Source organism: Methylobacterium sp. 4-46 (assembly GCF_000019365.1).
Taxonomy (GTDB): domain Bacteria; phylum Pseudomonadota; class Alphaproteobacteria; order Rhizobiales; family Beijerinckiaceae; genus Methylobacterium.
This window is the reverse complement of record NC_010511.1, coordinates 4,427,650-4,454,235: the sequence shown is the minus strand read 5'-3', so window position 1 is coordinate 4,454,235 and position 26,586 is coordinate 4,427,650. Positions and strand designations below refer to the sequence as shown.

20 protein-coding genes and 1 pseudogene are annotated in these 26,586 nt (G+C 65.6%); 9 read left to right on the top strand and 12 right to left on the bottom strand.

What is annotated here, in order from left to right; all coding sequences use genetic code 11:
• Position 1: 1 nt before the first annotated feature.
• Both M446_RS19155 and M446_RS19150 read right to left on the bottom strand, forming a co-directional pair.
• Positions 2–562: a hypothetical protein gene (locus M446_RS19155; protein ID WP_236728657.1), complete on the bottom strand. Its 561-nt coding sequence runs from the start codon at positions 560–562 to the stop codon at positions 2–4.
• Positions 555–1,046 (bottom strand): hypothetical protein, encoded by a 492-nt coding sequence (locus M446_RS19150; protein ID WP_012333756.1) that lies wholly within the window; start codon positions 1,044–1,046, stop codon positions 555–557. The genes M446_RS19155 and M446_RS19150 overlap by 8 nt, the downstream gene beginning before the upstream one ends.
• Positions 1,047–1,881: 835 nt before the next feature.
• Here M446_RS19150 and M446_RS39735 point away from each other — a divergent pair.
• A complete protein-coding gene (locus tag M446_RS39735; RefSeq protein WP_415926890.1) occupies positions 1,882–2,172 on the top strand; it encodes a hypothetical protein in 291 nt (96 codons plus the stop codon).
• Between the two features lie 92 nt (positions 2,173–2,264).
• Positions 2,265–2,525 (top strand): annotated as a pseudogene (locus M446_RS39730) (integrase core domain-containing protein); the annotation flags it as partial.
• A 421-nt stretch (positions 2,526–2,946) separates the two neighbouring features.
• Here M446_RS39730 and M446_RS37430 read toward each other — a convergent pair.
• Entirely contained in the window at positions 2,947–3,924 is a 978-nt protein-coding gene (locus tag M446_RS37430) for a glycosyltransferase (protein ID WP_012333753.1), read from the bottom strand.
• A 984-nt stretch (positions 3,925–4,908) separates the two neighbouring features.
• Here M446_RS37430 and M446_RS19130 point away from each other — a divergent pair.
• Positions 4,909–5,508, top strand: a complete 600-nt coding sequence (locus M446_RS19130; protein WP_012333752.1) for a sulfotransferase — start codon at positions 4,909–4,911, stop codon at positions 5,506–5,508.
• Between the two features lie 501 nt (positions 5,509–6,009).
• Here M446_RS19130 and M446_RS19125 read toward each other — a convergent pair.
• From M446_RS19125 to M446_RS35590, 4 genes are read right to left on the bottom strand one after another with little or no spacing between them, the layout of a single operon-like run.
• Positions 6,010–7,380, bottom strand: a complete 1,371-nt coding sequence (locus tag M446_RS19125; protein WP_012333751.1) for a hypothetical protein — start codon at positions 7,378–7,380, stop codon at positions 6,010–6,012.
• On the bottom strand, positions 7,343–8,518 hold the full coding sequence (locus M446_RS19120; protein ID WP_012333750.1) for a glycosyltransferase: 1,176 nt from the start codon (positions 8,516–8,518) through the stop codon (positions 7,343–7,345). The genes M446_RS19125 and M446_RS19120 overlap by 38 nt, the downstream gene beginning before the upstream one ends.
• Positions 8,515–10,080 (bottom strand): hypothetical protein, encoded by a 1,566-nt coding sequence (locus tag M446_RS19115; protein ID WP_012333749.1) that lies wholly within the window; start codon positions 10,078–10,080, stop codon positions 8,515–8,517. The genes M446_RS19120 and M446_RS19115 overlap by 4 nt, the downstream gene beginning before the upstream one ends.
• A gap of 38 nt (positions 10,081–10,118) precedes the next feature.
• Positions 10,119–11,678: a glycosyltransferase gene (locus M446_RS35590; RefSeq protein ID WP_012333748.1), complete on the bottom strand. Its 1,560-nt coding sequence runs from the start codon at positions 11,676–11,678 to the stop codon at positions 10,119–10,121.
• 414 nt (positions 11,679–12,092) lie between these two features.
• Here M446_RS35590 and M446_RS19100 point away from each other — a divergent pair, with 414 nt between their 5' ends.
• On the top strand, positions 12,093–13,823 hold the full coding sequence (locus M446_RS19100; RefSeq protein ID WP_265576387.1) for a glycosyltransferase: 1,731 nt from the start codon (positions 12,093–12,095) through the stop codon (positions 13,821–13,823).
• 268 nt (positions 13,824–14,091) lie between these two features.
• On the top strand, positions 14,092–15,675 hold the full coding sequence (locus M446_RS19095; protein ID WP_012333746.1) for a hypothetical protein: 1,584 nt from the start codon (positions 14,092–14,094) through the stop codon (positions 15,673–15,675).
• A gap of 129 nt (positions 15,676–15,804) precedes the next feature.
• Here M446_RS19095 and M446_RS19090 read toward each other — a convergent pair whose 3' ends face one another.
• Positions 15,805–17,739 carry a hypothetical protein gene (locus tag M446_RS19090; protein ID WP_012333745.1) on the bottom strand — a complete coding sequence of 645 codons (1,935 nt, stop codon included), beginning with the start codon at positions 17,737–17,739 and terminating at the stop codon, positions 15,805–15,807.
• Positions 17,740–18,896: 1,157 nt separating this feature from the next.
• On the opposite strand from M446_RS19090, the gene M446_RS19085 reads away from it, so the two are divergent.
• On the top strand, positions 18,897–20,072 hold the full coding sequence (locus M446_RS19085; RefSeq protein ID WP_012333744.1) for a tyrosine-type recombinase/integrase: 1,176 nt from the start codon (positions 18,897–18,899) through the stop codon (positions 20,070–20,072).
• A 262-nt stretch (positions 20,073–20,334) separates the two neighbouring features.
• On the opposite strand, the gene M446_RS37420 is transcribed toward M446_RS19085, so the two are convergent.
• Positions 20,335–20,664, bottom strand: coding sequence for a hypothetical protein (locus M446_RS37420; protein ID WP_150108702.1), 330 nt, complete (start codon positions 20,662–20,664; stop codon positions 20,335–20,337).
• 4 nt (positions 20,665–20,668) lie between these two features.
• Between M446_RS37420 and M446_RS19080 the strand changes: the two genes are divergently transcribed.
• The 3 genes from M446_RS19080 (at position 20,669) to M446_RS39050 (ending at position 23,632) form a co-directional block, all read left to right on the top strand.
• Positions 20,669–20,860: a helix-turn-helix domain-containing protein gene (locus M446_RS19080; RefSeq protein ID WP_012333743.1), complete on the top strand. Its 192-nt coding sequence runs from the start codon at positions 20,669–20,671 to the stop codon at positions 20,858–20,860.
• A gap of 203 nt (positions 20,861–21,063) precedes the next feature.
• Positions 21,064–21,453 (top strand): hypothetical protein, encoded by a 390-nt coding sequence (locus M446_RS19075; RefSeq protein ID WP_012333742.1) that lies wholly within the window; start codon positions 21,064–21,066, stop codon positions 21,451–21,453.
• Positions 21,446–23,632: an AAA family ATPase gene (locus M446_RS39050; RefSeq protein WP_012333741.1), complete on the top strand. Its 2,187-nt coding sequence runs from the start codon at positions 21,446–21,448 to the stop codon at positions 23,630–23,632. The genes M446_RS19075 and M446_RS39050 overlap by 8 nt, the downstream gene beginning before the upstream one ends.
• 174 nt (positions 23,633–23,806) lie before the next feature.
• Here the strand turns inward: M446_RS39050 and M446_RS39480 are convergent, their stop codons facing one another.
• From M446_RS39480 to M446_RS19060, 3 genes are all read right to left on the bottom strand, one after another.
• Positions 23,807–24,133 (bottom strand): HGGxSTG domain-containing protein, encoded by a 327-nt coding sequence (locus M446_RS39480; protein ID WP_083784706.1) that lies wholly within the window; start codon positions 24,131–24,133, stop codon positions 23,807–23,809.
• A complete protein-coding gene (locus tag M446_RS19065) occupies positions 24,130–24,636 on the bottom strand; it encodes a hypothetical protein (protein ID WP_265576386.1) in 507 nt (168 codons plus the stop codon). Before M446_RS19065 ends, M446_RS39480 begins: the two co-directional genes overlap by 4 nt.
• Before the next feature lie 625 nt (positions 24,637–25,261).
• A complete protein-coding gene (locus M446_RS19060; protein WP_012333739.1) occupies positions 25,262–26,248 on the bottom strand; it encodes an ABC transporter substrate-binding protein in 987 nt (328 codons plus the stop codon).
• Between the last annotated feature and the right edge of the window lie 338 nt (positions 26,249–26,586).

Sequence of the window (26,586 nt, the reverse complement as noted above, 5' to 3'; positions counted from 1 at the left end):
ATCACCGTACCTTGAGGTTGATCGAAGCCACAGCGAAGGGAGCATCTGCCTCTTCCGTCTCGGGCACGGCCAAGGCCAGTTTCAACACACCGTCCTGCCCCGCGCCGACGATGGTCCCGCGAACGGCGCCGTCCCAGGACAGCCATGGCAGATCTTCACCATTGGCGCGGACATACAGGCCGTCGTAAGCCCGCCTGGACACGAACTTCGGGACGACGACCGTCAAGTCGTACTGGCGGTTCGGCGTGACCTGCACCGTCCATTCCAGCCGGGGCATCCCCAGGAGCCATCTCACCCAGCGACCGGACGCGTCGCGCTCCGGGAGCGAGAGATTGCCGCTCAGCGTGTTCGGCATCCTCGCATCGAAGCTCCAGTTCGCCATCAGAGAGGCGGTCGTCGCCGCATCGAACGCCGCTCTGACGGCCGCGTCGACGGCGCCCAGATTCTTCTCGAGCGCGGATTCGAGCTCTGTTTGCCGAGCTTCGACTTGACTGAGGCGTTGCATCGCCTCGTCACCGACGGTCGATTTTTGTCGGTCGGACAGTGTAGCGGGATTAGCCATGCGCGATATCTTTGGATACGACCCTGACGGACAGTATGGCGAGACCGAGATTCCGCCCGCCGGGTTCCTGACTCTCCGGCCTCGTCGCCGAGGAGATCTCCAGGATGAGCGACTGGCCGACGACCGGGGGGAGGGACGCTCTCAGGTGGAAGTAGCCTTCGGCCGCCGAACCGTCCGGCGTCGGGACATCGATGCCGTCGGCCCGCAGCCGCGCTTGGGCCGGATTGCACGCCGTGCCCATGACTTCCACGTCGATGTCGACGCCGGCGCCGCGCTCGATGCGGATTGGAAGCCGGACGCTATCCCGCGCCCCCGACCAGCGAAAGCAATCACCTGCCGGTCGGGTCCACTCACGAAAATGCAAACCGTTACTCTTGTCGAGCTGATCGCTGGCTCTAATTCTAACGTCGCGGGGAGCTTCGCTTACGATCTCGAAACTTGCGTCATTCTCGAACCGTAATTCTTGTGTTTCCTGCGCCCTCATAAATTATGCGCTCCTCAATTTAAGTGTTGCCCTGTCGATTCGATCGGATAGGAAATTTTACCCAAGGTACGGCACATTGTCAGACTTCGCAAGGCGTAGGACGTACTGACCGTCATTGGACTCGACGAGGGGTCCGCCGCACGGCGCCGGCGGCTCGCGCGAGATCCCACGCCGCTGGGCGCAGCCTCTTCCGGGCAGGCCGACGGCGTCCCCGGCCGGCTCCGGCTCACCCCCACGACGTCCCCGCCTCCCCCAGGCCGCGCGGGGCGCCCGCGGCGAGGACCGCGAGGTCGGGGAAGCCGCGCCGAGCAACCGCCGGATCTGGGTCAGCACCGCGACGCCGCGCAGGCTCGGCGGCGGGATTGGCGAGGGCCGGCCGGATCGGACGACGTGCGCGCGGATGCCGGCGTCGGCGCGGCGATCGGATTGGGACAACCAGCGGCGCCCGTCGCCCGACAGCCTCGCGTCGGCGAGCATCACCTCGAAGGTAGACCAATCCAGATCCTGCACGCGCGCAATTCTCCGGTCACTCTCGATCAGACGGATGCGGAGCCACTACGGGACAGGCGTAGCGGTATCGCGTTGGCAGGCCGGGAGCAAGGCTATCTCTCGGGCGCGCTATAGCGCGCTATAGGCTGTTATGGACCTGTGGGGGATGGAATAGCCAGATGACGGTGCATGCACGCCTCTCGCAAGCCCTACCCCTCATACGGTTTTCGGCTGATTAGTGGATTGGGATTGCGCCGGATTGGTGGACACCGAGAACGCTTTCGCGTGAGGTGTTTTTGCCATGCCGAGACCCCGTCCCCCGTACCCGGTGAAGCTCCGCCGCCAGATGGTCGAGTTGGTGCGCGCCGGGCGCGCTCCGACCGACCTCGCCCGCGAGTTCGAGCCGTCGGCCCAGGCCATCCGCAACCGGGCGGCCGAGGCCGACCGGCAGGAAGGACGTCGAGAGGCGAAGCCCCCTGCCGCTGAGGCTGCGCTGTCGGTGACGGAGCGCGAGGAGGTGCTGCGGCTGCGGCGGGAGAACCGGCAACTGAGGCTGGAGCGCGACATCCTCTCTCGCGCGACAGCCTGGTTTGCGCGCGAGACCGGGGCTCTGCCGTCGGGATCTTCCGGTTCATGAGCAAGAACCAGGCGCGCTTCCCGATCGCCGCCATGGCGCGCGTGCTGGGCGTCTCGAAGGCCGGGGACTACGCCTGGATCGGTCGTCCGCTCTATACTTCGCTGGCCTTCGGCGGCCGCTGCCGCGAGGCGGGCGTGCGGCCCTCGATGGGCTCGGTCGGAGATGCTCACGACAACGCCAAGGCCGAAAGCGTCTTCTCGAGCTTGGGATGCGAACTGCTCGCCCGCCGGCGCTTCCGCTCCCGGCCAGAGGCCCGCACGGCCCTCTTCAGCGACCTGAAGGGCTTCGCCAACCCGGTGCGGCACCACTCCGCCCTGGGCGACCGCTCACCCAGCGTCTCCGAACAGGGGCATCACCCACAGCCCGTAACCGAGACCCTGGTCCGCCAAGCCCACGAACCGTCCACAGAAACGGGGCGATCCCAAACAGCTAAGTGCGATTGCGGCACGGTCCGGAGAGTGCGAACCAGACTTTCGCGCCGTGCAGGACGGATAGGGCCGGCGGGTGCCGCGTGGCCAATTCGATCTCCTGCGGGCAAGACGGGTGCGCGGCGCGGATGCGCAGAGCCGATGTCGCATCCGTGCGCGCCGCCGGTCAGGGAGAGCGCGCATTGCTGTCGATCCGGCAATCCGCCGCATTCCCGACGAGGCAATCAGAGCGGCGCGCGGCCGGGACGTCGCAACGCATGCCGCACGCCCCCTCGCGAAGAGCGGAAGCTCGGGTCGTCCCGGCGCCCGGATTACACGATCTCGGCGCGCTGGCACGCCTGCGGCGCTAGGCCGGAATACGCTTCAACACTTCGTCGAGCGTTTCCCAACCGAGAAGCTTGTCCCGATAGCGCGCGTTCCACAGCGACCGATCGTACCCGGAGCCACCATTCTGCTTGACCAAGCCGTCCAGGTAATCCTGAAACAGAGCGATCTGCTTGCGCTGGAGGTCGATCGTCCGGTTGCGGATCTCTTGCGCCGGCGGCGCCCGCCCGATGATCTCTCTCACCCCCCTCGCAACGTCGGCCGGCGTCGGATCCACGATCTCGACGAAGCTGTTGTCGAAGAAGAAATCGCGCCCGCCCTTGGACGGCGTCGAGACGACCGGCAGGCCGGTGAGCAGATACTCGACGCTGGCATGCATGCCGCCCTCCTCGGCGGAGAGGCAGAGTCCCACATGCGCCCGATTCATGATGGTGACGACTTCCGGCGCCGAGAGATTCCCGTGCGGCGGGCTCGTCAGCTCTTCATTCATGAAGCGAGCGCCCGGAATCTGCTGCTTCAGCTCCGAGTAGTACGCACGCGTTTCTTCTCCGAACGAGTGATACACGAGGCCTACGGAGTCGAGGTCGGCGCAGAGAGCATGTCTCTTGAACGGGTGAAGCTGTGCCGTATAGACTGCCTGTAGATCTTTCGGGATGCCATCGATCGGTTTATAAACATTCGGATCGATGAAAGAGTTCTGCTGTCCAAAATAAGCCCGCACGCCCCGGCGCGCAAGATTTTCGACTTCAGCTTGTGTATTGCAAAAAACGATATATTCGTGATTTGGATAATCGGCCTCATATTTCTTTACGAAATTCATCAAGTTGTCGGCATGATCGTTGCTCTCGGCCGACCATAAGGTCAAGATTAGAAACGTTACTTTCCGATCACGCAGAGGCTCCGCCAGGAGCGACGATCCGGAAACCGGCGCATCACCCGAGCCTCCCGTGAATATGATGAGGGGATCATCGGATAAGATTGTTGCACGAACAAATTTCAAGACGTCATCTCCCAGATGATTAATATACCAACTCGCATCATCTCTCGCGTGGCCCGCTCTCCTCAACGTATTTCGTAAGCAAATGAGCAGGTTTCAGTTTTGGCAAGAGAGCACACGCGTGTCGGCGTTATACCTCGGACCGTCATAGCAGGAGGTTCCCGACCTGTCACGGGCCCCGGTGCCGGCGGCCGAGTTGCGCGGGAGACTGGATGAGAATGGGATGCGGTGCGACGACACCTCCCGCACCGCACCGCGGGGCGCACCCTCCTGGCGACCGCCGAGACGCCGCGTCGCGCTCGCCACTGCCGCCGCGACGAGTCGGTGGTGGAGGCGCGGGCTCGTCGCCGGAGGCGACGTCGGGATCGTCTTCGGGGGTCGAACCGAGGGCGCCGCGGCTCCGGCGCCGCGCACGCCGCCCGCCCATGGCCGCACCCCGATCCGCACACGGGTCGGCGCCTCAGCCTCTCGGGTCGTGCGGCCGCCCGCGCCGCCAGCCCGTCCCGCCGGCCCGGGACCGCGCACGGCCGCGGCCTGAGCCCGCGGCGGCGCACGTCCGGGCCGCCGTGATCGCGACCAGCTTCAGGCTGGCGCGCATCGGCACCCTGATGCGCGAGGCCGGTTGAGCGACCGGACTCACGATGGAAGGGCATGCCCTTGGCCGCGCCCTTCAATCTCCGAGGATCCGAGCCCCTTCGCTGGGATCCTCTGTGGGGTGCCGGCGTTGATCGGTCGTCGATCTAGAAATCGACGAGAATTCGCGAAGCTCGGCATTTTACTTTCGCTCGGTAAAGCGGTCCAAATCAAATCCGAAGGCCGACGTATCGCGGCCGTGCTGACGATCCATTCGCAGCACTTTGAGATTCCGCTTGATTTCATGGGTCTCCGTTATATTCTGTGTCTCTATGAGAAATAAACCCCAATGGGGTGCGCACGGTACGGATGACGGCAGGCGGCGCGCCGTTCAGGAGACGATAGCGGAGCACCATGACTGAGCTCTTGCGGAGCAGAAAAGTGTTCGTGGCGAGTCTCCACCGTTGCGGAACTCAAAGTGTCCATAGGTTGCTGTGTGATCTCGGGCTGAAATCGATCCACTGGCCTAAGTTTTACGATGGCATCGATCTTGAGGAAGAGATCCGAGGCCGTGAAGCGGACAGGTGGCACGTTTCCTACAGCTTGAATAAAGTCCTGTATGAACATGATGCCGTCAGCGACGTGCCAATCTGCGGAATCTACGATGTTCTGGCGAGACGGTTTCCATCCTCGCAATTCATCGTGTTACACCGGCCGGCTGAAGACTGGATTCGGTCGGTCCGGCGGCACATCGGCAGGCGAGACTTCGATCCGTATGAGAAAGTGGTCTATACCCGCTACTTGCACGATCTCCCGCAGAAGATTTCCGACGTCAGCGACGGAAGCTTGAAAGCCGTGATGGAGCAGCATGCGGCTGAGGTGTATGACTTCTTTCGCGGGACCGGCCAGTTGCTGATGACGGATCTCGGAAGTCCATCGGTTGGGCGGGACATATGTGAGTTTCTCGGGCGAGTTCCAATTCCGTTCATGAAGGTTGACTACCAGCCAACCTGACGGCTCGGCGCAGCGAACGCGGTTCTGGATGACACGACCGGACTGGCAGTGAGGCAATCGACAGGCGCAGAGTGCGGGCGTCATCGTCGCGGGCCGCGTCCGGATGCGCGGGCTGGCGCGACATGCGGCGGGCCCGCGCCGGAGCGTCGAGGCGGGTCATCCGACATCCGACGGATTGCTTCGCCATCTCCCATTTCGGCCATGCGGAGGTCGGCTTCGCTCAAGCGCCGCGCGGGCTCGTGATCCGACGGATTGCGTCGCAATGCGGATTGGGGCTTCGCTCAGGCGCCGCGCGGGCTTGTCATCCGCTGAACGGACGTGAGCGTCCGGACAGCGGATCACTTCGCCCCGACGTCCTCACCGCCGGCATCCTCGGCCGTGACCGCCGCCCGGTGCCGGGGCCTGCACCCGAGAGCGTCGTCCGGCGTCTCGTCTCGGCAGGAGCGTCGTCGCCGGTGACCTGGGCGTGGAATTCGACGGTGCCGCCGTCAGCGCCCGGCCTCACTCGTCGGGCTCGAGCAGCAGCCTGATTCCGGTCACGCTGAACGACAGGATGCGCCGATCGTGGGAGGTCGGGTCGAGCTCGCTCGGCCGCCTCGCCTGGCTGGAGATCAGGCGCGCAACCCCGAAATGCTGCGGCGAGGGCAGGATAATCCGGACCGTGTAGGACTGCCCGTCGACCAGGCCGATCCTCTCGCCGCGGACCGGCTCCCCACCGTCGAGCGAGACGAAAACGTCGGGCGGCACCTCGCCGAGATAGGAGAACACGCTGACGAGGAACCCCGTCGCGCGCCGATCCGCGGCCGGATTGAGGATCGTGGCGGCGACCGGCATCCAGCGGAAGGAGACGCCGTCGAAGTATTCCGGCGCGTGCCAGTCGTCGCCGAAGCTCGGGTCCGTCGGCGCGAGGCGGACCATGTTCCGGGTGGAGGATACGGCCCGCCCGTCGTCGGGCCGTTGCACGGTCTCGTAGAAGGCCTTGAGGACGCGGTCGACCTCGGCCGCGGCCGCCTGATCGTCCGGGACCCCCGCCCCTCGGTCGTAGACGAGGGCCGCGAAGTACTCCGTCATCGCGTCGAGGCGCGTCTGCTGGCGCGCGACGGCCTCCTCGAGGACGCGCTGAGCGCCCGCCGCGTCGATGCGCGCCCTCATGGCGAGCTGCGCCACCTTCGCCTCCAGGCGCGTCACGGCCTCCGCCAGAGCATCCTTGTCGGCGCGTGAGAAGCCGATCTGGGCGATCGGTGCGAGGTTCGGCAGCGCGTGAACGCGAATGGTCGCGCCGGTCTCGGTGAGGTCGCCGGCCTCGAGCGCCAGCGAGAGCCGGCAGGTGCTGCCGCCCTCGTCCCGCATGCGCAGCGGCCCAACCTGGACTTGCCGGAACACGCCGTTGATCTGCCCGACCAGCACCGGGACCGCGAGCCCGTTGACCGCGTTGGTGAGCGTCCCGGTCACGATCCCGTTCTCGATCCGCAGATCGTCGCACGTCACCTCGCCGGGGCCCGCGAGCCGCACCGCCTCGGCCTCCGAGGCGAGCGCGATCGGCGCCGCCGCATCGAGGCCGTCCTCGCCGGAGAAGCGGACCTCGCACGGGAGCGGGACGAACGGGAAGCGCCGGATCGGGATCGAGACCTCGTCACCCGCGGCGCAGCGATCCAGCGGCCGGCTGCGGCCGATCTCGATGCCCTCGACGAGGGCCAGCAGAGGGCCGTGCAGGCGCGCCTCGGTTTCGGCGATCAGGACGATGTGGCCGGGCAGGACGCGCGCCCGGCCGAACGGAAAGGCCGCGGCATCCCCGGCATCGCGCCCGGCATGCGCGGGAACCGCCGGGCGGGGCTCAGGCGAGCTCTTCGTGGCGCTGGCTTCGGCGATCATGGGCGAGGTCCTCGATGGAAGCGATCAACATGTCGAACTGGGCGGCGACCGCGCCCGCATAGGCCACGGCGAGGGTCCGGCTCGCACGGGCCACCTCGTCCCGGAGTGCGGGATCCCTCGCGAGATCCTGCATGCCCTCCGCCAGCGCCTCCGCCGAGGCGAAGCGGTGGAACGGGTGGGCGGGCCGCAGCCCTTCGAACGCGGCCGTGGTGCCGATGACCGACCGGCCATGGGACAGCGCCTCGATCGTCTTGATCTTGAGCCCCGTGCCGCCGATCATCGGGTTCACGACGCAGTCCACGTGGTCGTAGAACTCGCGCGGATGCGCGACCCGACCGAGTTCGAGCGGTGCAGTCCTCAGGCGCAGCCGGCTGTCGCAGATCGTGCCGGCGATGGCCCAGTTGCGGAACGGACGGGTCGCCAGCGCCGCGTCGAGGGCCAGGGCGGAGCGCTTGTTCCAGGGGTTGCCGCTCGCGAAGTAGCCGAATGGCAGCGGGCGCTCGGTCCCCGCCTCCTCGAGCAGGAAGTCGAGAGCGAGGGGGTGCCCGACCGTGAGCACCCGGCCGGCGCAATGCTCGGCGATCAGGCCGCTCTCGGCCTCCTGGATGCCGATGACGATGTCCGCCCGCGCGAAGGCCTCGCGCTCCTGCGCCACCGAGGTGAAGAACCAGCGCGGGTCGAGGCCGGCCTCGACCATCTTGTCGCGGCGGCCCGCGAACACGTCGTGCGTGTCGAGGACCTTCACCGGGCCGTCGCAGAACTCCAGCACGCGGGACATCCAGCTGTAGTTCACCACGACCGCGTCGTAGCGGCGCTCGGCGGTGAGGCGCTCCACGGCCTCGCAGAGCGCGTCGGAGCACCAGTCGTCGATGCCCCAGTGCGTGGCGTAGGACGGACGTCCGAGCGGCCGGCTCGGAACGAAGATGAAGTCGTTCCAGGCGGCCCGCATGGCGGCCTCGCTCTCCGGCGTCAGCCCCTCCATGCCGTAATAGACGAGGTCGATGCGGCTGCCGCGCCTCATCAGCTCCCGGTTGAACGCCAGGAGCCGGAGCGAATTGCCCTGGTTCGCGGGATGGGACGCCATGGGGGAGACGACGAGGATGCGGGGGCCGGCTCCGACGGAGGTGGGGCGGCTCATCGGGCTGCGATCTCCTGCGATGCCGTCTCCGGACGGGCCGGCGTGAGGGTGATGGCGGTGACGTGCACCGTGAGCCGCCGGGGGTCTCCCGGGGCCCGCACGCCGTCCCGGCAGCCGATCGAGAGGGTCAGCGGCCCGGCCGGCCCGGCCGGCGGGACGGCGATCAGGGCCGCCCCGTCCCGACCCGACACCGCCACGACGGCCTCGACCGTGCGGCCATTGACCTGGAAGCGGAGCAGGTCGCGGCACCGCGACCCGATCCCCACATCGGCGGCCCTGAACGCGATCCCGATCGTCGTACGGGGAAAGGGCCGCCGCCCGAGCGCGAACCGCTGGATGCGGTCCGGCCCGCACCAGATCCAGGAAAAATCGCCGGCGGTCTCGACCTCGCCCGGGGTCGAGACCGCGTGATCCGGCAGGAGCAGGATGCGGTCCAGGTTCGGCAACTCGGCCGTGCCGACCGGCTCGGTCAAGGCCGCGCGCCGCCCCGGCGCGAGCAGCGCGGCGACCCCGAGGCCCTCGGCATCGGGCGGACCGAGATCGAGCGAATCGATCTCGGCCGGGGCGCGCGCGGCGACCTGCGCGATCCGGTCGGGCTCGTCCCGGACCAGGAACGATCGCGCGGCGAGGGCCGGCCCGAGGCGGGGGGGCAGCGCGTCGCAGGCGCCGACGTAGACCCATTCGTGGGGAGGCGGCCGGCGCGGTAGGCCGCCGACGAAGATCGGCTGGCGACCGCCCTGCTGGCGGAACGCGGCGTAGAACCCCAACGGACCCTCCTGCGCCAGCAAGGCCGCCGGGCCGGCCAGCACGGCATCGGGCACGAGGCCGGGCAGGACATGATCCGGATAGGTGGCGTCGACGAAGCGGGCGTCCGGATCGCGCAGCCTGATCGCCGCGACCGCCTCGGCGAGGGAGCGGAAGACGGGATCGGCCCGGTCCGCGGGCTCCGTCTCCCCGGCCTGCGCCCGCCGGACCATCGCTTCGAGGCGGGTGAGGGGCTCGGTCCGGTGGACGGCCGCCCGGTCTCCCGGGGAGGCCGGGCGCGGAGCGCGCCCCTCGTGCATCCCGAAGTGCAGGTAGTGGACCAGCGGGTGCTCACCGGCATTCCGCACGTCCGGATTCTGCTCCAGGTACCAGAGCGTGCTGAAGTCGGGGCTCGGATCCCGGCCGTCCTCGACGCCGTGCCTCAGGTAGTGCACGAGGGGGTGGAACCGGTAGTCGCGGACGTCCGGATAGCGCTCCAGGTACCACCTTGTGTCGAAGACCGGGTTGGGCCGCCGGTCGGTCGCGAGCCCGTCCCGGAGATAGGAGAGGATCGGCAAGGTCCCGTCCGCCACCGCCTCCGGGTAGGCCGTCGCGTACCAGACGGGATCGAACAGCGGGTTGGGCCAGTGACCTTCCGCGGCCCCGGAGGCGAGGTAGTGCGAGACGAGGCCGCGGCGGGCAGCCGGGTAGCGCTTCCGGTACCATGCGGCGTCGAACAGGCCCGACTCAATCAGGCTCCGGGCGTCCGCCGACCGAAAGGCTCGAACGACCGACAGGATGCTGCGAAGGGAAGCCACGTCAGCCTCGATGCGGGTGGGACCGGGATGCGCGTCGATCAGGCCGTCGCCGGGGGGCGCGGGACGGCTTGGGTGCGCGAGACGGCTTGGGTGCGCGACACGGCTTGGCGGGAGACGTGAAGCCGGAGTTGATAGGACGCCTCGTCGGCCGGGCCGTCCGCCGAGACCGGCACGACCCGCACGTGCCGCGCCTCGGCGCCTCCCGGCAGAACGGATGCCAGGATCGCGCGCGCGTCGACGAGGGCCTGGATCGGGCCGATCTCGACGCTCATGCCCGCCGGGTGGGCGGCGAGCTGCGCCTCGAGGCGCGCGCGCGCCGAGGCGGGATCGGGCGGCAGGCGGAGCGTGGGCAGCGCCGCCCCGGCGGGGGCCGCTGCCGTCACCGGGAACGCGTCGAGCCTGTCGAGGACGCCTCGGAGCCGTTCGCCGTAGCGGCTCATCGACAGCTCCGTCGCGGCGTAGCGCGCGGCCCGTGCGCCGAAGGCGTCGCGGAGGGCGGGAGCGGCCGCGAGCGCGTCCAGTGCCGCCGCGATCGCCCGCGGCGCATCGACCGTCGGGATCCTGATCGCGACATCGTCCGGGATCTCCCGGAACGCGGCCGTATCGGAGACGAGGCAGCAGGTGCCGTTCCCGAACGCCCGCGCCAGCGATCCCGAACTCTCGCCCTCCGATGGAAAGCGCAGGTTCACCAGAACGTCGGCGGCAGCGACGGCGGTGTCGAGGTCGCTCTCGGACAGGTAGCCCGTGACCCGCGAGACCGCCTTGACCGCCGGGTGGAGGTCCAGCAGCTCCGCGAGGGGCACCTCCTCCTCCCGCAACTCGCCGGCCTGGATCCAGACCACCGGCTGCCGGATGGTTTGCAAGGCTTGGTCAAGGCCCTCGATCAGCCACTCGTAGCGCTTGCGTCGATGGACGAAGCCCGCCGTGATCACCACGAAGGCGTCCGCGGCGACGTTCATGGCCGCGCGCGCCGCCGCCCGCGCGAGCGTCACGGGCGGGTACGCGAAGTGCGGGATGACCACGACCTTGTCGGCGACGTCCCCGTGCTGCTTGCGGATCAGCTGGCGGGCGTAGTCGGAATGCACCACGACGGCGCGGGACGCCCTCACAACATCCGCCAGGGCGTCGAACAGGACGTGATCGGCCCGGGTCGGCCCACGACCATCGACGCGCGCCGCGCGAACCAGCTCCGCGGCGCGCGGATTCGATGCGGCCATCAGATCGTAGAGATCCTGAGTCGAGGTTCCTGCCGTCTGATACAGATAAAGAAGGCGCGGATCATGCAATACGACCACACCAGGATGGCGCAGCGCAGCACGTAACACGAAGACGTGTCCGGGATTGTTGCCGATCTGGTACACATTCTTGGCGCCGGGCCGGAGATACTGGAACGCGCAAGCCTCATCGGCCAGCGTCACGCCCGGCGGGACCTCGGAAAATAGTGAGTCGCTGAACGCCGTCACGTCGTAGTGGGACGAAAGCTCCGCCAAGACACGCGTCGCGTAATCGGCAATGCCGTTCCGTGAAGGGGGAAGCGGACTGAAAAAGAATAGCTCCTCCAGAGCCTTACGATCAGGCCCGACGCGGTAAGGATCCATTGATGAAATTTCCACAGGATTCCGGCATGCCCTTAATGCCCCACCTGCCGGGATGCAAGTTCCCGGATCGCGATCGGACCGCCGCGCCGGACGCGGTGGACCGGGCGGGCGCCGAGCCGCGGCGGCGCGAGGCGGACGCGCGGGCGGCATCGCGCCGCGGGTCGGACCCGCCGGCAGTGCGGGCCGTTCCACCGCGTCCGGAGAGATGCCGCCGGTCCGGCCCCGGCAGGTCGCGGTTTGCCGCCGCGCCCCGCGGCGACCGCGCGAGCATCCGGGCATGCTTCCGAAAGCTCACGAATTTGCTAATGCCGTGTCGGCTCCGGCCGAGTCGGATCCCGGCAGCCCGTGGGATTGCCGGGAATCGGCGCCGTTCATGAAGCGGGCGCCCTACACGTATCGCGAGCATCGATCACAATGCGGAAATCCAAGAATATTCTCAGAAATATTGCTAAATTAACCAACCATCTCGCCAGGAAAGAGCGTCGCTCCGAAGCCTCGACCGCGAGCGATTACGAGACCATTGCATCCTGCCCGGGAATGTTCGACGTCGATTGGTATCGCAGAACCTATCCGGACGTGAGCGCCTCGGGTGCCGATCCGATCCGGCACTACGTGGATCACGGCTCCCGGGAAGGGCGCATGCCCAACCCGCTGTTCAGGCCGCACTGGTACCTCGATTCCTACCCGCACGTGCGTACCGCGGATGTCAACCCGCTCGTCCACTACATCCGACACGGGGTCGAGCACGGTCTGAAGCCGCATCCGCTCTTCGATACCGCTTGGTACGACGCGTCCTACCCCGATGCCGCCGCGGCCGGCCTCCATCCGCTCGCCCATTTTCTCACCCGCAACGAGGATAGCCGTTACAATCCGAACCCTCTATTCGACCTTGCATCTTACATCGATAGCCATTCGCTCCCGCTGGATTCGAACATCGCTGCGTTGGAGCACTATATGGGCACGGATGAGAACCTCTCCGGCCGAACGGCAAGGCCGGGACCTGCGTCGACCCGGGCCGGGAACGGCCCGAAGCTGCTGGTGATCGACGGCGTATACCCCAGGCCCAATCGGGATTCCGGTTCACTGGACGCATTCAATTTCCTTCGTATTTTCTTGAACATGGGATTTCGCATCACGTTCATTGCCTCCGCCGAATTCCAAGACGACAATTGCTATCGGCGCCAGATAGAGAACATCGGCGTCTACGGCGTCGACTACTACAAGTATAAATCGGTCGAAGATTTTCTGGCTAGATGCGGCAAGAATTTTGACGTGTTCTTCCTATCGAGAGTTCATTGCGGCGGCAATTATTATAAGTTTGCGAGGAAATCGTCTCAAAGCGCGAAGATCATCTTCAATACCGTAGATCTGCACCACGTGCGCGAGCAGCGCGAGGCGCTGCTGAACGATGACCGGGTGTCGCTCAACCGCAGCCAGTGGACGCGGGAGCGGGAATACTATCTGAGCCGGATGTGCGACGCCACCATCGTGGTGTCCTCCCTGGAGGCGAGGCTCCTGCGCGAGAACGTTCCGGGGGCCAACGTTCACGTCGTTCCGCTCCTGCGCGACCTCGCGGAGCCCCGGGCGGGTTTCGACGCCCGCGACGGGGTCGGCTTCATCGGCGGGTTCGGCCACACGCCGAACGTGGACGCGCTCCTGTTTCTCCTCGACGAGATCTGGCCGCTGGTGAGCGGGCGCGACGAGGCCATCAAGCTCTACGTCCTGGGATCGGATCTGCCGCCGCGCTTCAGGCTGCGGCGCGACAGGAACGTCGTGTATGTCGGGTACGTCGAGGACATCGGCGAGCGACTGGAGGGACTTCGGGTGATGGTGGCCCCCCTGCGCTACGGAGCCGGGGCCAAGGGCAAGATCGTGTCCAGCCTGATCCACGGGGTGCCGACCGTGGCGACCTCGGTCGCCGCCGAGGGCATGGACCTGGTCGCGGGGAGGGACGTCATGGTCTCGGACAGCCCCGAGGAATTCGCCGAGGCGGTCTGCCGCTTGCACCGGGACCGCGGCCTGTGGGAGCACATCTCCGCCTCGGGCTACCGTCGCGCGGCCGAGGTTCACGACGTGAGCCGCGGAGCGGAGATCATGGGGAGGATCCTCGGCAGCGCGGGCGTGGCCTTGAGAGCGCAGCCGTGACGGGCGGGCGTGGTCCGCACGGCCCGGCCACGGCCGGGCCGGCGGGCGGTCGCGGCGACGGGGCGGCGAGCTGTGTCGGCCGCTCCCGACCGGCCGGGATGTCCGCCGATGGCGCGACCGCGGCCGGACCGGTCCTCGCGGGGCAGGGATGCGCCGCCCCCTCCCCGGAAGCGCCGCGATCCGAGGCACGTCTCGTCCCCGTCAGCGCCGGCACGGTTCGGCACCCAGTCCTGCCCGCCCACGGGGCTCGGGCGCAGAGAGACCGCCGATGATATTCTTCACAGTATGTTCAGCCAATTTCATGGGATACGCGCTCACGCTGCGCGAGACGATCCTGGCGCACGAGAAAGATGCGACCTTCTACCTCCTGCTTTGTGACCGCGAGGACTCCGTCGATGCCGGCATGTATGACTTCGAAATTATATACATCGACCAACTTGGTGTGCCGAATTTGGAGAATATGAAACAAAATTACAACATTACGGAGCTCAATACTTCTCTAAAACCTTTCATGTTCCTCTATTTATTTGACAGGCATCCCGGCAGTCGCGTCGTCTATCTCGACCCCGACATCATGGTGCTCTCTCCCTTGGACGAGTTGCGATCATGCCTCGACGAGGGCGCCGCCTGTGTTCTGACGCCGCACATCACGGAACCGGCCGAGTTCGCCGATATGAATGACGGCATGTTCCTGCTGTACGGGATCTACAATCTCGGATTCTGCTGTTTTGCCGATACCCCGCAGGTTCGACGCGTCGTCTCCTGGTGGTCGCGCCGCCTCGAATCGGATTGCAGCATCGACCTGCCGCGCGGCCGCTTCGTGGACCAGAAGTGGGCAGACCTTCTTCCCGCGATGATCGACAACACCTTCATCCTTCGCCATGTCGGGTACAATGTTGCCTACTGGAACTTGAGCCAGAGAAGATTATCGAGGACGGACGGAACTTGGAGCGTCAATGGCTTCCCACTTCGCTTTTTTCACTTCAGCGGGAATATCATTGAAGATGAAGCTGTATTCTCTCGACACAGTCATGAATTCAACATTCACTCTTTCGGAGTGATCGGAGAACTACTGACTCAATATCGCTCTCTCATTTACAAGAATGGGCATCGATACTACTCCTCCCTGCAATACGGGTTCAACTGGTCAGGCGCTTCCGGTCGCAACGAGCACACGCTGCTGGAGATTTTCGAGAATCGCCCGAAGCACGCGGCTTCCCCTCATCTTCACCTCACCCCGCGGGGCGACCGGCCGAACCTGCCCGATGCCGTCAGGACCGTCAGGGCGTCGGCGGAGGCGCGGCTCGCGGAAGCCGCGCGGGCGGCGGCGCTGACCGGTCACTGCATACGCTGTGGCGGCCGGACGGACTTCGTGCTCGAGCAGGAAGCGGTCGCGGGCTCGCCCGGGACGAGGACGAGGGTGGTCTGCACGGGCTGTGAGCTCGACGCGGCGAGACGAGTCGGCATTCACGTCGGAAGACAACTTCTGCGCAGCGACGGCGCGGAGATCACGTACCCGTCCGGAACCGGTGACGCGGTCGTGGCGACGATGCGCGCGACGGAACCGGGTTGCGGACTCGGCGGTGCCGCATCGCTCTGCGTCGTGAGCGTGCCGCGCGACGCGCCCTCGGCCGTGGACGTGACCGCGCTGTGCGCGCAGTACGATCGCGTGGTCGCCGTCCATACCGACGAGAGCTTCGAGAGCGCCGCGCGCAGTCGCGGAGCTCAGGTCAGCGTCCGTGACGCGTGGTCCGAGACGTGTCTCTACGTGTTCGAACCGACATCGGTGGCGATCCTGGAGCGATCGGAGGCCGATCCGCGACCGCCCGCGGCGGGCGAGAGCGCGGCGTGACGCGCCCGCGGAGGTCCTGGGCGAGGTGACGGACGGCACCGGCTCACGGGGGCGGCCGAGGGCGAAGCGCGCCCCTCGACACCGCTCGCCACGCGGGTGGCGACACTCGCGCCTCCCTCCTCGCGGCCGTCAGAGCCTGCCGCCGCCGGCACGGGCGGCGGCCGTGACGGTCTCGGGAGCTCCGTCCGGATCCGACAAGCCAAGCTCGCGCGATCGCCTCTCGGTATAGAGATCGCGCCCCTCAGTCGTATAGCAGCCGAATATGCCGGGTTCGATCGAATTCAGATTGGCAATCTGAAGGGATGATCCCATGATCTGGCGAGAGACATACAGCGCATTTTGGTCCACAAACCAGATGTTCGTATCACGCAGCGATGCGAACGCCAAGGCCACGTAGCTATTGACGTAGGACAGGAACTTCAAGGATGATGGCGTATTCGAGAAGAATGCGATGGTGGCTGGATTGCTGAACCAAGGCAGTACACGTCCCTCGAACATCAATCCGACATCCGAGCCTCGCAGTTTCGAAATGAAATCTGCGACAGGAGATTCGAAAGATATATCGACATCCGTCACGAGCAGATTCACACTGAGCTTTTGGATGAGCTCGAAAGCGACTTCGAATCTCCGCGTCGCGTAGATCGCTTTCAAATTCTTGTCTGACTTATCTATGTTTTCGCGAGAAAAACTTATTTCGACGTCACGATAGCGAGTGCGCAAGTGGCCGATCAGCGCCTCCGTGCTGTCCAGCGGATTCATGATGTGAAAATGCAGATGCGATCCAGGCGCAACAATGTTGAGTGAGCCCACGTACAGATTGGACAGTTTGGAAAAGTAGGTTCCATCACAGGCGGCGAGGATCGCGCGGCCGGATCCGACCCGCGCTTGCGCCGCGCGAAAGTCCGAGACGGCCCCCGACGAGAGGCGAGGCGAGCGCTCGCGGCGCGAGAGCGTCACGGCCTCGGGCAGCAGAAGCGAATTCAGGCCGAGAAGATCACCGAGTTCCCGCGGGGGTAAGGGCTGGGCTTCGACGATCTTGCGCAGCCCGTCGTCCGTTCGCCCTTCCAGCAGATCCTGCGCGCCGGCGTACACTTTGGGCCATCGCGCGTCCGGCAGGAAAGGCGACGCGGCATCCGAAATGGCGCGCAGCCCCGACTTGTTTTCCGAGCATATTTTAGCGTTGCAATAATATTCACCGCAGATATCAATCATATTGACGTTCTGCTGGGTGAGAAACAAGTGGAAAGCTCTTGAGAAATGGTGGACGGCCGTGTCCCAGTCCTCCCTTCGAAAAGCCGATATCCCGGCTTGGTAGATACCGAACGGCCAAGTCAGGTTACTCAATGCCAACTCTTCTGCGGTGGTCAGCTCGAAGGAGGTCGACCGATCTGGCGCGAGATGGTCGCCCATCGGCCCCGCCACGTCGATGGCGCGCTGGAGATCGCCCATGCGGATGCAGGCGCGCGCCAGGCCGAGGCGAACGTGAGAACTCCCCGGGTCGAGCTTGAAAGCGCGTTCGTGCGCGATCAGCGCAAAATCCGGAAGATCGAGGCGCCAGAACGCGGTTCCCAGCGCCGTGAGCACGAGGGGTTCAGCGATGCCATTCTTGATCGCCCGCATTCCGAGATCGCAGACACCGCGAAAATCGCCGTCGTAGATCCCTGCCAACGAGCCCCAGTAATATGCTCCCGGCAAACCCGGAGAGGTTTCCGCGATGCGGTTCGAGGCCGACAGGGCGTCCTTGTATCTCCCCTCCTGGAAGGCCGTGGCGGCCTCGGCGACCTGCCATCCTGACCGCCCCTCCGCCAGGCCGAATGCCCAAAAGTGCACCAGCGGATTGATGTTCGCGGCAGCGACATCCGGGTTGGCCTGCAAATATCCGCTCACGCTGAAGTGGCGGGACGGATCCCGGCCCTCCTTCCATCCGTGATTGAGAAAATGATCCAGCAAATCAACGCCGGACGCAGCCACATCAGGATTCTTGAGCCTGTAATATGTCTGATCGAACCCGCCAATCGAGGCAATGACACCAGATCTAGTCTTCTTTTTGCGTCTCCACAGCATTTTCTGCTACCTTCCAGCACAGCCTTGCATCATGACTCCACAACGTGGATGTCTGCCGGTCGCAGGACCACGGCGAACTCGAAATACGCATTACGGCAGCTCGATCGCGCTTCTTGATCACGCAGGAGCTGATTCAATCACCTAGGACAGTCCCGCGATCGGACATCAAGCTTGCTTATTTTCACTAGCCGAATGCACTTCTGTAACGAATCTCCGCGACATTTCGGTCGGCATTCGCATCGGCGCGATCAGCTCCGTGCGCCGGATCCCGGCTGAGCCAAGTTGCGGGAGGCATCACCGGTGCCCCAACCTGATCGGTGCCGAGATCGTGCATCGACGGGTCGGTCACATTGGCCAAAACGCTCCTTCATGTTCGCGCAGGACCGAGCGAACTCGTCACAGCCGGTCGCGCTGCGCCTCACCCGCCTGGGCCGACCCTCTCGGATCCGGGGAGCCCTTGGCGCGGACGGTCCTCCGTGGGCGCCACCTCGATACGGCGCTGCAAGTATCATCCTGACGCCCGCGTGACCACAGGGCAACGGGCCGGCATCGGGCAGCGGCATCAGGACCGTCCCTGCTTGGCCCGCGCCAGCGGGCGCGAGGGTGGCGCATCCGACCCCGAAGCGGCAGGTCTCGACGGCCGGCGCTGGACAATCGACCGGCGGTTCGCGGCCTTCTGGACCGCTCCCGATCGCGGGAGCACGTCGCCGCCGAAGCCGATCCCCGCCCGGAGCCGCGCCGGCGCGACCCGGCTCCGCTCCCGCGCGGCAGCCTCACGAATGGTATCGAGCGACCCCACGAGAGGGGACCGACCGGATGCCGCCCGGAGGTGGGGGAACCCCCAGGGCCCACCAGCCACCGCCCTCGACGCCGCACAGGCACTCCGCAGGACGCCTTGCGGACCTCACCTAGGCTAAGTCCAAAGCGACATGATGTCGGCAGGCGAGCCGGCGAAAGCTCGAATAAATCGATGCGCGACAGTGATTTAAGATGAACTGGCGGAGAGAGAGTCCGCCATACTATGGTTCATGGACGTCCAGCATCGTTCACGAGATCCTGCAGAATCAGTGGTTTATCTCCCAACCAGTCTTCCGACGTCCGCCCATGTTCGCTACAATCCGTGTCACGCGTTGGGGTGAATGTTGGGGTGAGTTGGGGTGGCCCGTCCAGTGAAAAGGCTGAGCGCCCGCTCAGTCGCAACCATCACTAAGCCCGGCCGCCACGCAGACGGTGACGGCCTCTATCTCGTCGTCGATCCCAGCGGCGCCAAGCGCTGGCTGTTCCTGTTTCGCTGGCATGGCAAGCTGAAGGAGATGGGCCTGGGTGGCCTCTCGACCGTATCTCTCGCCGAGGCGCGTGAAGCTGCATCTGAGGCGCGCCGGCTCGTCAAGTCAGGACGTAACCCGATAGAGCAGCGGCGGGCTGCCAAATCGGACGAGGCGGCGCTGGTCACATTCGGTGCCTTCGCCGACAAAGTCGTCACCGACCTGGCGCCCGGCTTCCGGAACGACAAGCACAAGGCTCAGTGGGCCATGACGCTCACCACCTACGCGGCGCCGTTGCGCCCCATGCCGGTCGAGGCGATTGGCACGGAGGATGTGCTCAGGGTGCTCGAGCCGATCTGGCAGACGAAGAGCGAGACCGCCTCGCGACTGCGGGGACGCATCGAGCGCGTTCTGGACGCCGCCAAGGCAAAGGGCCTGCGCACGGGCGAGAACCCAGCGCGCTGGCGCGGCCACCTCGACAAACTGCTCCCCGCTCGCCGCAAGCTCACGCGCGGGCACCACGCGGCCATGCCGTTCGAGGACGTGCCGGCGTTCCTCGCGGCCCTGCGAGAGCGCGAGGCTGCCGCAGCACTCGCCCTTGAGTTCTGCATCCTGAACGCGTCGCGGTCAGGAGAGGTGCTGGGGTCCTGCTGGGGCGAGATCGATCGCAAAGCGAAGGTCTGGATCGTTCCGGCAGAGCGGATGAAGGCAGGTCGGGAGCACCGGGTTCCCCTCACCTCCCGCGCGCTGGAGATCCTGGACCACGTGGAGGCGGTCCGGGCCGGTGACCTCGTCTTCCCCGGCCAGAAGCGGAACCGTCCTCTCTCGGTGATGGCGATGGAGATGCTGCTGCGGCGAATGCAGGTGCCGTACACCGTCCATGGCTTCCGCTCTTCGTTCCGGGACTGGGCGGGTGAGCGCACGTCGTACCCGCGCGAGATCGCCGAAACCGCGCTGGCGCATGTGGTTGGGGATGCGACGGAGAGGGCCTACAGGCGTGGCGATGCGCTGGAGAAGCGAAGGAAACTGATGGAGGAATGGGCCGCCTATTGCGCCAAAGGGGAGTGACATGGGGCACGGAGGTAGAAGGGAGGGTGCGGGACGCCCTCAGGTTCTAAGTGAGGAAGAAGTTGATATAATTGGTACAAAATATGGACTAATATTGTATAAGATACAAATGCGCAACGGTGTTCGCTTTAACCGGCAAACCGAAAAAATCTTGGAAGAAATCCATGAATTGCAAACACATATGTGGTCAGTTAGCTTGCAAGAGAGGCAAAAACGATTTCAAGGAAGACGGGGACGCATCCCGATAGGAGATGGAAATCATTCAATAGATGACATCAGTGGTGATATTCAAGATAAAATCGATAGTAAATTTAATGGAAGTCGCATTGTATCGGGCAGAATAGTTCGACCTTACCGATTTCGCAAGCGTCTTATCAAATGCATGTCTCAATATTATTCTCGACATTTTGGAAAGAACGTAACGCCGCGCATGGTTGAGACGTGTATTGAGAAAGTGAGACCCCTGCTTAAGCGCCTCAAGAGCGACGTTGGCGATGGCGAACTTGAATTCTGAGTAAATCTTCCTGAGCGGCAGAGGCGGTTCGTTACCGTGCTCCTGAACGCCGGATTGCCCGGCCACGTTCAGGAGCACTCACATGTCCGAGAAGCGCGCGCACACCATCGCGGAGGTCGTCCAGATCTCCGGGGCCGGCCGCACCACCATCTACGCCGAGATCGCTGCCCAGCGCCTCAAGGCCAAGAAGCTCGGTCGGCGCACCTTGATCATGTCGGATGATCTGGAGGCTTGGCTCTCCAACCTCCCGGATCTAAAATCACGCGCCGCGTGATCGACCATGTCCCAGAATGTCAAAACCCCCGCCGCGGGAACGGCGAGGGCTCTGGGAAATGTCTGCTTCGCTGCTGACGGCCTAGAGATACTACTGAACCCCATTGAGCACCAGACCCGCCAACTCATGCGGCGTTTCGGGTTCAGCCTCGCGCGCGCCCGTGCTGAGGCCGAACTTCACTACTCTTCCAGCGAGCGCCGGACATGACGGCGTTCGTCCTCCTCCGCCAGTCGCGGCGCCAGCTCGTCCGGGCCGCGGCGGGCGCCGATCTCGTCGCCGAGGTTTGGCGCTCCTCCGACGAGCACTCCTGCCACGAGCACCGCATCTGCCTCGCGAACGCAGCAAAGGTGGGTCTCGTGATGCTCATCGATGGAGCGCCAGACGCCCTGCAAGTGCGTCGCTACTACGCCCTAACCCGGCAGATCACGCCCGGAGCGCCTCTCCGGACATCCTGGCTCGGCCCGGACGCCGATGAGCGCGGCTTACCTCAAGCTTCTTGCCGGGACGTCTTGAAAACACGGGCCGAACCGCAAGCGCAGAGCGCGCAGATCCAGGTCGAGCTGCGCGAGATCGTGGGGGCGGTCAATGACTGAGAGCACCCACACGGCTGCTGCTTTGCCGCCGGCGCTCGTGCCCCTCGTAGCCGATCGACGCTGGCTGGTATGGAAGTGGGAGCCGAACAAGAAGGGCAAGTCGACGAAGGTCCCATACCGCGCCGACGCTCCGAACGTGAAAGGGTCCAGCACGGACCGACGCACCTGGAGCGACTACGCCACGGCTGTCCGGGCAGTTGAGGCCGGACGCGCGGACGGGATCGGCTACGCTTTACACGGGGGCGAGGTCGCTGCCTTCGACCTCGACAACTGCCGGGATCGAGAGACCCACGAGATCGCCCCGTGGGCGCTCAAGCTTCTGGAACGCGCTCAGAGCTACGCCGAGGTCACGCCCAGCGGCGAGGGCATCCGCATCATCGGGCGGGCGATCGGCGACGAGGTGCACCGGCGCCAGCGCGTGCCGATGACCACCGACGGCGCGGTCGAGACGTTTCGGCGCGCCGGGCGGTTCATCACCGTCACTGGGGACGTCCTGCTGGACGCGCCCGAGGCGCTGGCGCAGCTCGACGAAGTGATCGACGAGACGGTTGCTGCACTCGATGAGGCGAAGCGGGCGGAGAAGGTGGCCGAGCGGGGGGCCTGCCGCGAAGCGGAGCAGGAGGTGACGCGTCAGAGCAAGGGTGAGCGAACCGCGGACGGAGCGGGATCGCAGATTTACGGCGGGTACGACAGCCTGCCCCGCGAGCTGTACAAGCTAATCCGGTTCGGACCCGGAGCTGGCTCAGACCGCAGCGCCGCGTTCCACCATGCGGTATGCTGGCTGAAGGACTACGGTTGGAGCGTAGACAAGATCGAAGCTCTGATGGCAGCCCACCCTCGCGGCGTGGCAGAGAAGTACGAGGGGCGGCTGCGCGCCGAGATTGAGCGATCATGGGACAAGGGCGACGCACCGCGCCAGACCGGCCGGGAGCAGCGACAGGAGCGCCGCCAGGAGAAGCGGGAGGAGCCCACAGCCATCCCGCTGCACTGGCACCGCGAAGCCCAGTCGGAAGCCGAGCGCACGTGGCTCGTGCGCGACCTCCTCTCGACCGAGGGCAAGGGCCTGCTCTCCGGTCAGTGGGGCTCGGCAAAGACCTTCATCGCCTTGGACCTGTCCGGCTGCATAATGACCGGCGAGCCATTCGCGGGCCGGCGGGTGCTGCGCCGCGGAGGTGTGCTGTTCATCGCCCCGGAAGGCGCCTTTGAGATCCCGATCCGTCTCAAGGGCCTCGTAGCCGGCAAGCTAGCCGGCACGGTGCTGGCGCAGAAGGTGACCGGCATGCCGACCGTCAACCCCAACGATCTGCCGTTCGCTTGGATTGAGGAGTGCCCGCGCTTGGTCGACCGCGACGCCACCGACCAGCTGACGCTCACGGCCGGTGTTGCGGCGGCGGAGTTGCGAGAGCGCTACGACCTGCCCCTGGCCCTCATCATCGTCGATACGGTGGCGGCCGGCGCCGGATTCGATGATGAGAACAGCGCGGCCGAGACGCAGAAGGTGATGAACGCATTGGGGCGGCTGAGTCAGCACACTGGGGCTTTCGTGCTGGGAGTGGATCACTTCGGCAAGGTGGCCGAGACTGGCACGCGGGGCTCCAGCGCCAAGGAGGCGGCGGCCGATACCGTCCTGGCGGCACTGGCGAGCCGCGACGAGGCCGGCAACGTGAGCAACCTGCGGCTGGCAGTGCGCAAGGTGCGCGGTGCGCCTACAGGGATGGAAACACCTTACACGCTGGAGGTCGTGGAGGTGGGCGAGGATGAATGGGGAGAGCCTATCACCACCTGCGTGGTGAACTGGCAGACGAACCGGGTCAGCGAAGCCGCCGTGATCGGCGGTAGGGAGCGGTGGCCTACTTCGCTCAGGGTTTTCCGCCAGGCAATGAACACCGCCCTGGACGAGCACGGGATACGGGCTTGGCCCTACGGTGGCAGCGGCCCTGAACATCGTGCCGTGCCACTACAGAAGGTCAGGGGTGCCTTCTACGCGATTTACCCCGCGGACGCTGATGACGAGGTGAAACGCCGTGAAGCCAAGCGCAAGGCATTCAAGCGCGCCCTGGACGACAGCACGAAGCGCGAACTAATCGGCTCCATTGAGCTGAAGGGTGTCGATCACCTCTGGCTGAAGCCAGACCCCCACAACAGGGACACCCACACCGGACGGACGGGACACTCCTAGTGTCCCTGTCCCGTCCGTCCCGCTGTGGGCGCCGGACAACCGGGACAAATGTCCCGAATGTCCCGGTTGTCCGGCGGCCCCGCAGCGCGGCGGTCAAAGGCGTTCATCCTCGAGATCACCCACTGAGTCCCCACGTCGCAAACGTCGAGCGTGCGATGCGGGCCTACGCGTTCCTCAGCCGTTCCGTCCGGATAGCCAAGCCTCAGTAGCTCGGATAGTCGCTGCAAGGTCCCTCCCCGCCTGAGCGATGGCGCGCCGGAGCGCGACGGCTTCCGCCGCTCGCCGCCCATGCCGCCAGTTGCCCCGCCGTGCCCTGGCGAGCCCTTCCGGAGTCTTCGGCCCCGTGCTGGCGCCCCCATGCATCCGGCACCTCCCGTTCGCCATCGCGGGCCCGAGGCAGGACCCACCATCCCGCCGCTTGGCCCCGCATCGCGGAGCCGCGTTCGCTCCTACCAGAGCGGCGCGCCAGTCGGGCGTATAGGGTCCGTCGGCTGATTTCATCCCTGCCCCCTACCCTTCACGTGTGCAGATCCCCCGGGTGCGACGGTTCCCGTCACCACCGCCTGCGCGCCCTTGTTGATGTGATTGTGCTGCACAACGACAACTTGCCGACCGCCCGACCGCATCCGCTGAAGCGTGGCCATACCTGCCTGGAACGAGCCCGTGAGCCGCGTGAACGCGCCCGCCATCCTGGCGGCCTCAATGCCCGCAGCCTGCTGGGCGGCACCCCGCGTTTGATCCGCCACGTCCAGGTGCTGGCGCATCAGGGCGGCAGCCTTCATGGCGGCGACATGGGCCGTGGCGAGCTGATGGGCGAGCATGCGCTCCAGGGCGTCGGCGGCCTGGATGCTGTCGGCGGTGTCGAGAGCCATTTCGAGCGATCCGGCCTGCTGGGCGAGGTCAAGGCGATCGCGGCTGGCGTCGGCGCTGACGGCTGTGGGATCCGCGAGCGTGTCGAGGATGGCCGGGAAGGTTTTGCCGGTGAAGTCGTCGCCCGGCAGCAACTCGCCCCCGGCCGCGCGGGGCGTGTCGGGCGGGAGTGGCGTCCGAGCCTCTGCCTCGTACCGGTCTGTGAGGGGGCACGGCGCGCCCTTGTTCTCAGCCCGGACTCGGGCGGCGCCGAGGAGGAGGTTCCCAGTCTTCGATCTGCGTCGCATGGCTCCCTCGTTGCAGGTATCAAGGATAACCGTTTTCGCAGGGTTCGGTCCTCCCTCAAGCAGCATGAAGCGCAATCTGCTGTGGACCTCTCCGCTCTGGGCCGCCGGCGAGTAAGTAGGGTGAGCCGAGATCGCCCCTGAAAGTCTTGAGCTAAAGCGCCTTGTCGTCGCGACTGAGGCGGGCATCCCTCAGCTCGAGGAGCGAATAGAGCGGATGAAGTAGCGCCGAGCCCCGTTGCTGGCGGACTCGGATGGTCCCTTCGGTTGCCGCGCTCGCGCCGGTCGCGAGCTGAAGCAGATGGTCGAGCGTGCTACCACCGCGGAGGCTGTTTAGCCCTTCGCCGCCCTTACCTTATGAGGAGAGCCGGCTCGCTGGATCGGCATCCACCCGGACCATTTTCAGCGGTCGAAGGGATGCGTAGGACGGGCATAGATCCGGCAATCTGGAAAGCATGATATCCGCATCGTCGGCTCATTCGATTACCTCGTCGGCACGGGCGAGTAGCGCAGGCGGCAGGGTAATTTTCATCGCCTCCGCAGTTTGCATGTTGATCGTCAGGCGGAAAACGTCCGGCTGTTCAACGGGAAGATCGCTTGTCTTGGTGCCCTTGAGGATGCGATCCACTAATGTTGCGGTATGTCGAAATATTCCTGGAATATCTGGAGAGTAAGACATTAGGCCACCGCTCTTCACCATGAGTGGAATGAAGAGCATTGTGGGCAAGCGACGGCTGAGAGTGGCCGCATTCACTTTCGCCCGCTCGTTCATGATCATGGGGTCGTTATTAATCACGAGGCCGTCCGCGTGCGCTGCGTCGATCTGCTCGAACGCTCCGTCGATGTCATCACGGGAACGCACTTCGACCGGAACGACCTCCAGTCTGAGCCGAATGGCAGCGGCCCGCGAGTCCTCCAGGAAGCGGCGCGCCAATCCGGCATCGGTCGGGTTCAGCAGCAGGGCGACGCGTCTCACGTTCGGGACGGCTTCCTTGAGGATCGAGAGCCGCTTGGCGGTGAGGTCGGTGGCCACGTTGGACAGGCCCGTCACGTTGCCGCCGGGCCTAGCAAGACTCTCGACCAAGCCGGAACCGACGGGATCAGGCACGACAACGAACACGATCGGGATGGTGCTGGTCGCCCTCTTGGCTGCCTCAGCGGCTGGCCGGGTCACGGCGACCAGCACGTCGGGCTTCAGGGCGATCAGCTCGTTCGCCAACGCCACGAAGCGATCGTACTGCTCGTTTGCATAGCGGTGTTCGAAAAGCACGTCTCGACCAGGCTCATATCCGAGGTCTGTGAACCCTTTCAGGAACGGGACTTGGAACGGCGCCTCCTCTTGCGCGTCCCGGGCGTGCCACAGCACCCCGATGCGGGCAGCTCCTGTCGGCCTCGCGTGAACTAAGCAGGTCGAGGACAGGAACCCAGCCGCCGCGCCCGCCAGCAACTCCCGTCGTCTCATCGAGGGTCTCCGTCCCAACATGCATCGCCCAGACCAGCGGCCGAGGCATGCATCGTGCTCACAAGTACGTGGCTTGAGGCAGGGAGCAAGGTCACAATGCGCGAGCAGAACCAGCTGCTCTCGCGGAGTGCAGGCGCTAACGAACTCGAAGCCCTTGCGCGGCTACAGCATCGCCTCGAAGCCCTGGATTGTGCGCCGGCCGTGTTGCGAGGCGTCAGCCTACGGAAAGCCCGCCCCCGAGTGGCCCTCGAAGGCATTTACTCGCCGGATGTATCCGACCACGGTTCGTGGATCGCGGTGCCCCAACCGATCCATGATCCGGGCCATGTTGGCGCCGC

What these genes read in the sequence shown, in the direction of transcription:
- M446_RS19155 (WP_236728657.1), bottom strand. Translation starts at nt 562, where the DNA reads ATGGCTAATCCCGCTACACTGTCCGACCGACAAAAATCGACCGTCGGT.
- M446_RS19150 (WP_012333756.1), bottom strand. Translation starts at nt 1,046, where the DNA reads ATGAGGGCGCAGGAAACACAAGAATTACGGTTCGAGAATGACGCAAGT.
- M446_RS39735 (WP_415926890.1), top strand. Translation starts at nt 1,882, where the DNA reads ATGGTCGAGTTGGTGCGCGCCGGGCGCGCTCCGACCGACCTCGCCCGC.
- M446_RS19130 (WP_012333752.1), top strand. Translation starts at nt 4,909, where the DNA reads ATGACTGAGCTCTTGCGGAGCAGAAAAGTGTTCGTGGCGAGTCTCCAC.
- M446_RS19125 (WP_012333751.1), bottom strand. Translation starts at nt 7,380, where the DNA reads ATGATCGCCGAAGCCAGCGCCACGAAGAGCTCGCCTGAGCCCCGCCCG.
- M446_RS19120 (WP_012333750.1), bottom strand. Translation starts at nt 8,518, where the DNA reads ATGAGCCGCCCCACCTCCGTCGGAGCCGGCCCCCGCATCCTCGTCGTC.
- M446_RS35590 (WP_012333748.1), bottom strand. Translation starts at nt 11,678, where the DNA reads ATGGATCCTTACCGCGTCGGGCCTGATCGTAAGGCTCTGGAGGAGCTA.
- M446_RS19100 (WP_265576387.1), top strand. Translation starts at nt 12,093, where the DNA reads ATGCGGAAATCCAAGAATATTCTCAGAAATATTGCTAAATTAACCAAC.
- M446_RS19095 (WP_012333746.1), top strand. Translation starts at nt 14,092, where the DNA reads ATGATATTCTTCACAGTATGTTCAGCCAATTTCATGGGATACGCGCTC.
- M446_RS19090 (WP_012333745.1), bottom strand. Translation starts at nt 17,739, where the DNA reads ATGCTGTGGAGACGCAAAAAGAAGACTAGATCTGGTGTCATTGCCTCG.
- M446_RS19080 (WP_012333743.1), top strand. Translation starts at nt 20,669, where the DNA reads ATGTCCGAGAAGCGCGCGCACACCATCGCGGAGGTCGTCCAGATCTCC.
- M446_RS19075 (WP_012333742.1), top strand. Translation starts at nt 21,064, where the DNA reads ATGACGGCGTTCGTCCTCCTCCGCCAGTCGCGGCGCCAGCTCGTCCGG.
- M446_RS39050 (WP_012333741.1), top strand. Translation starts at nt 21,446, where the DNA reads ATGACTGAGAGCACCCACACGGCTGCTGCTTTGCCGCCGGCGCTCGTG.
- M446_RS39480 (WP_083784706.1), bottom strand. Translation starts at nt 24,133, where the DNA reads ATGAAATCAGCCGACGGACCCTATACGCCCGACTGGCGCGCCGCTCTG.
- M446_RS19060 (WP_012333739.1), bottom strand. Translation starts at nt 26,248, where the DNA reads ATGAGACGACGGGAGTTGCTGGCGGGCGCGGCGGCTGGGTTCCTGTCC.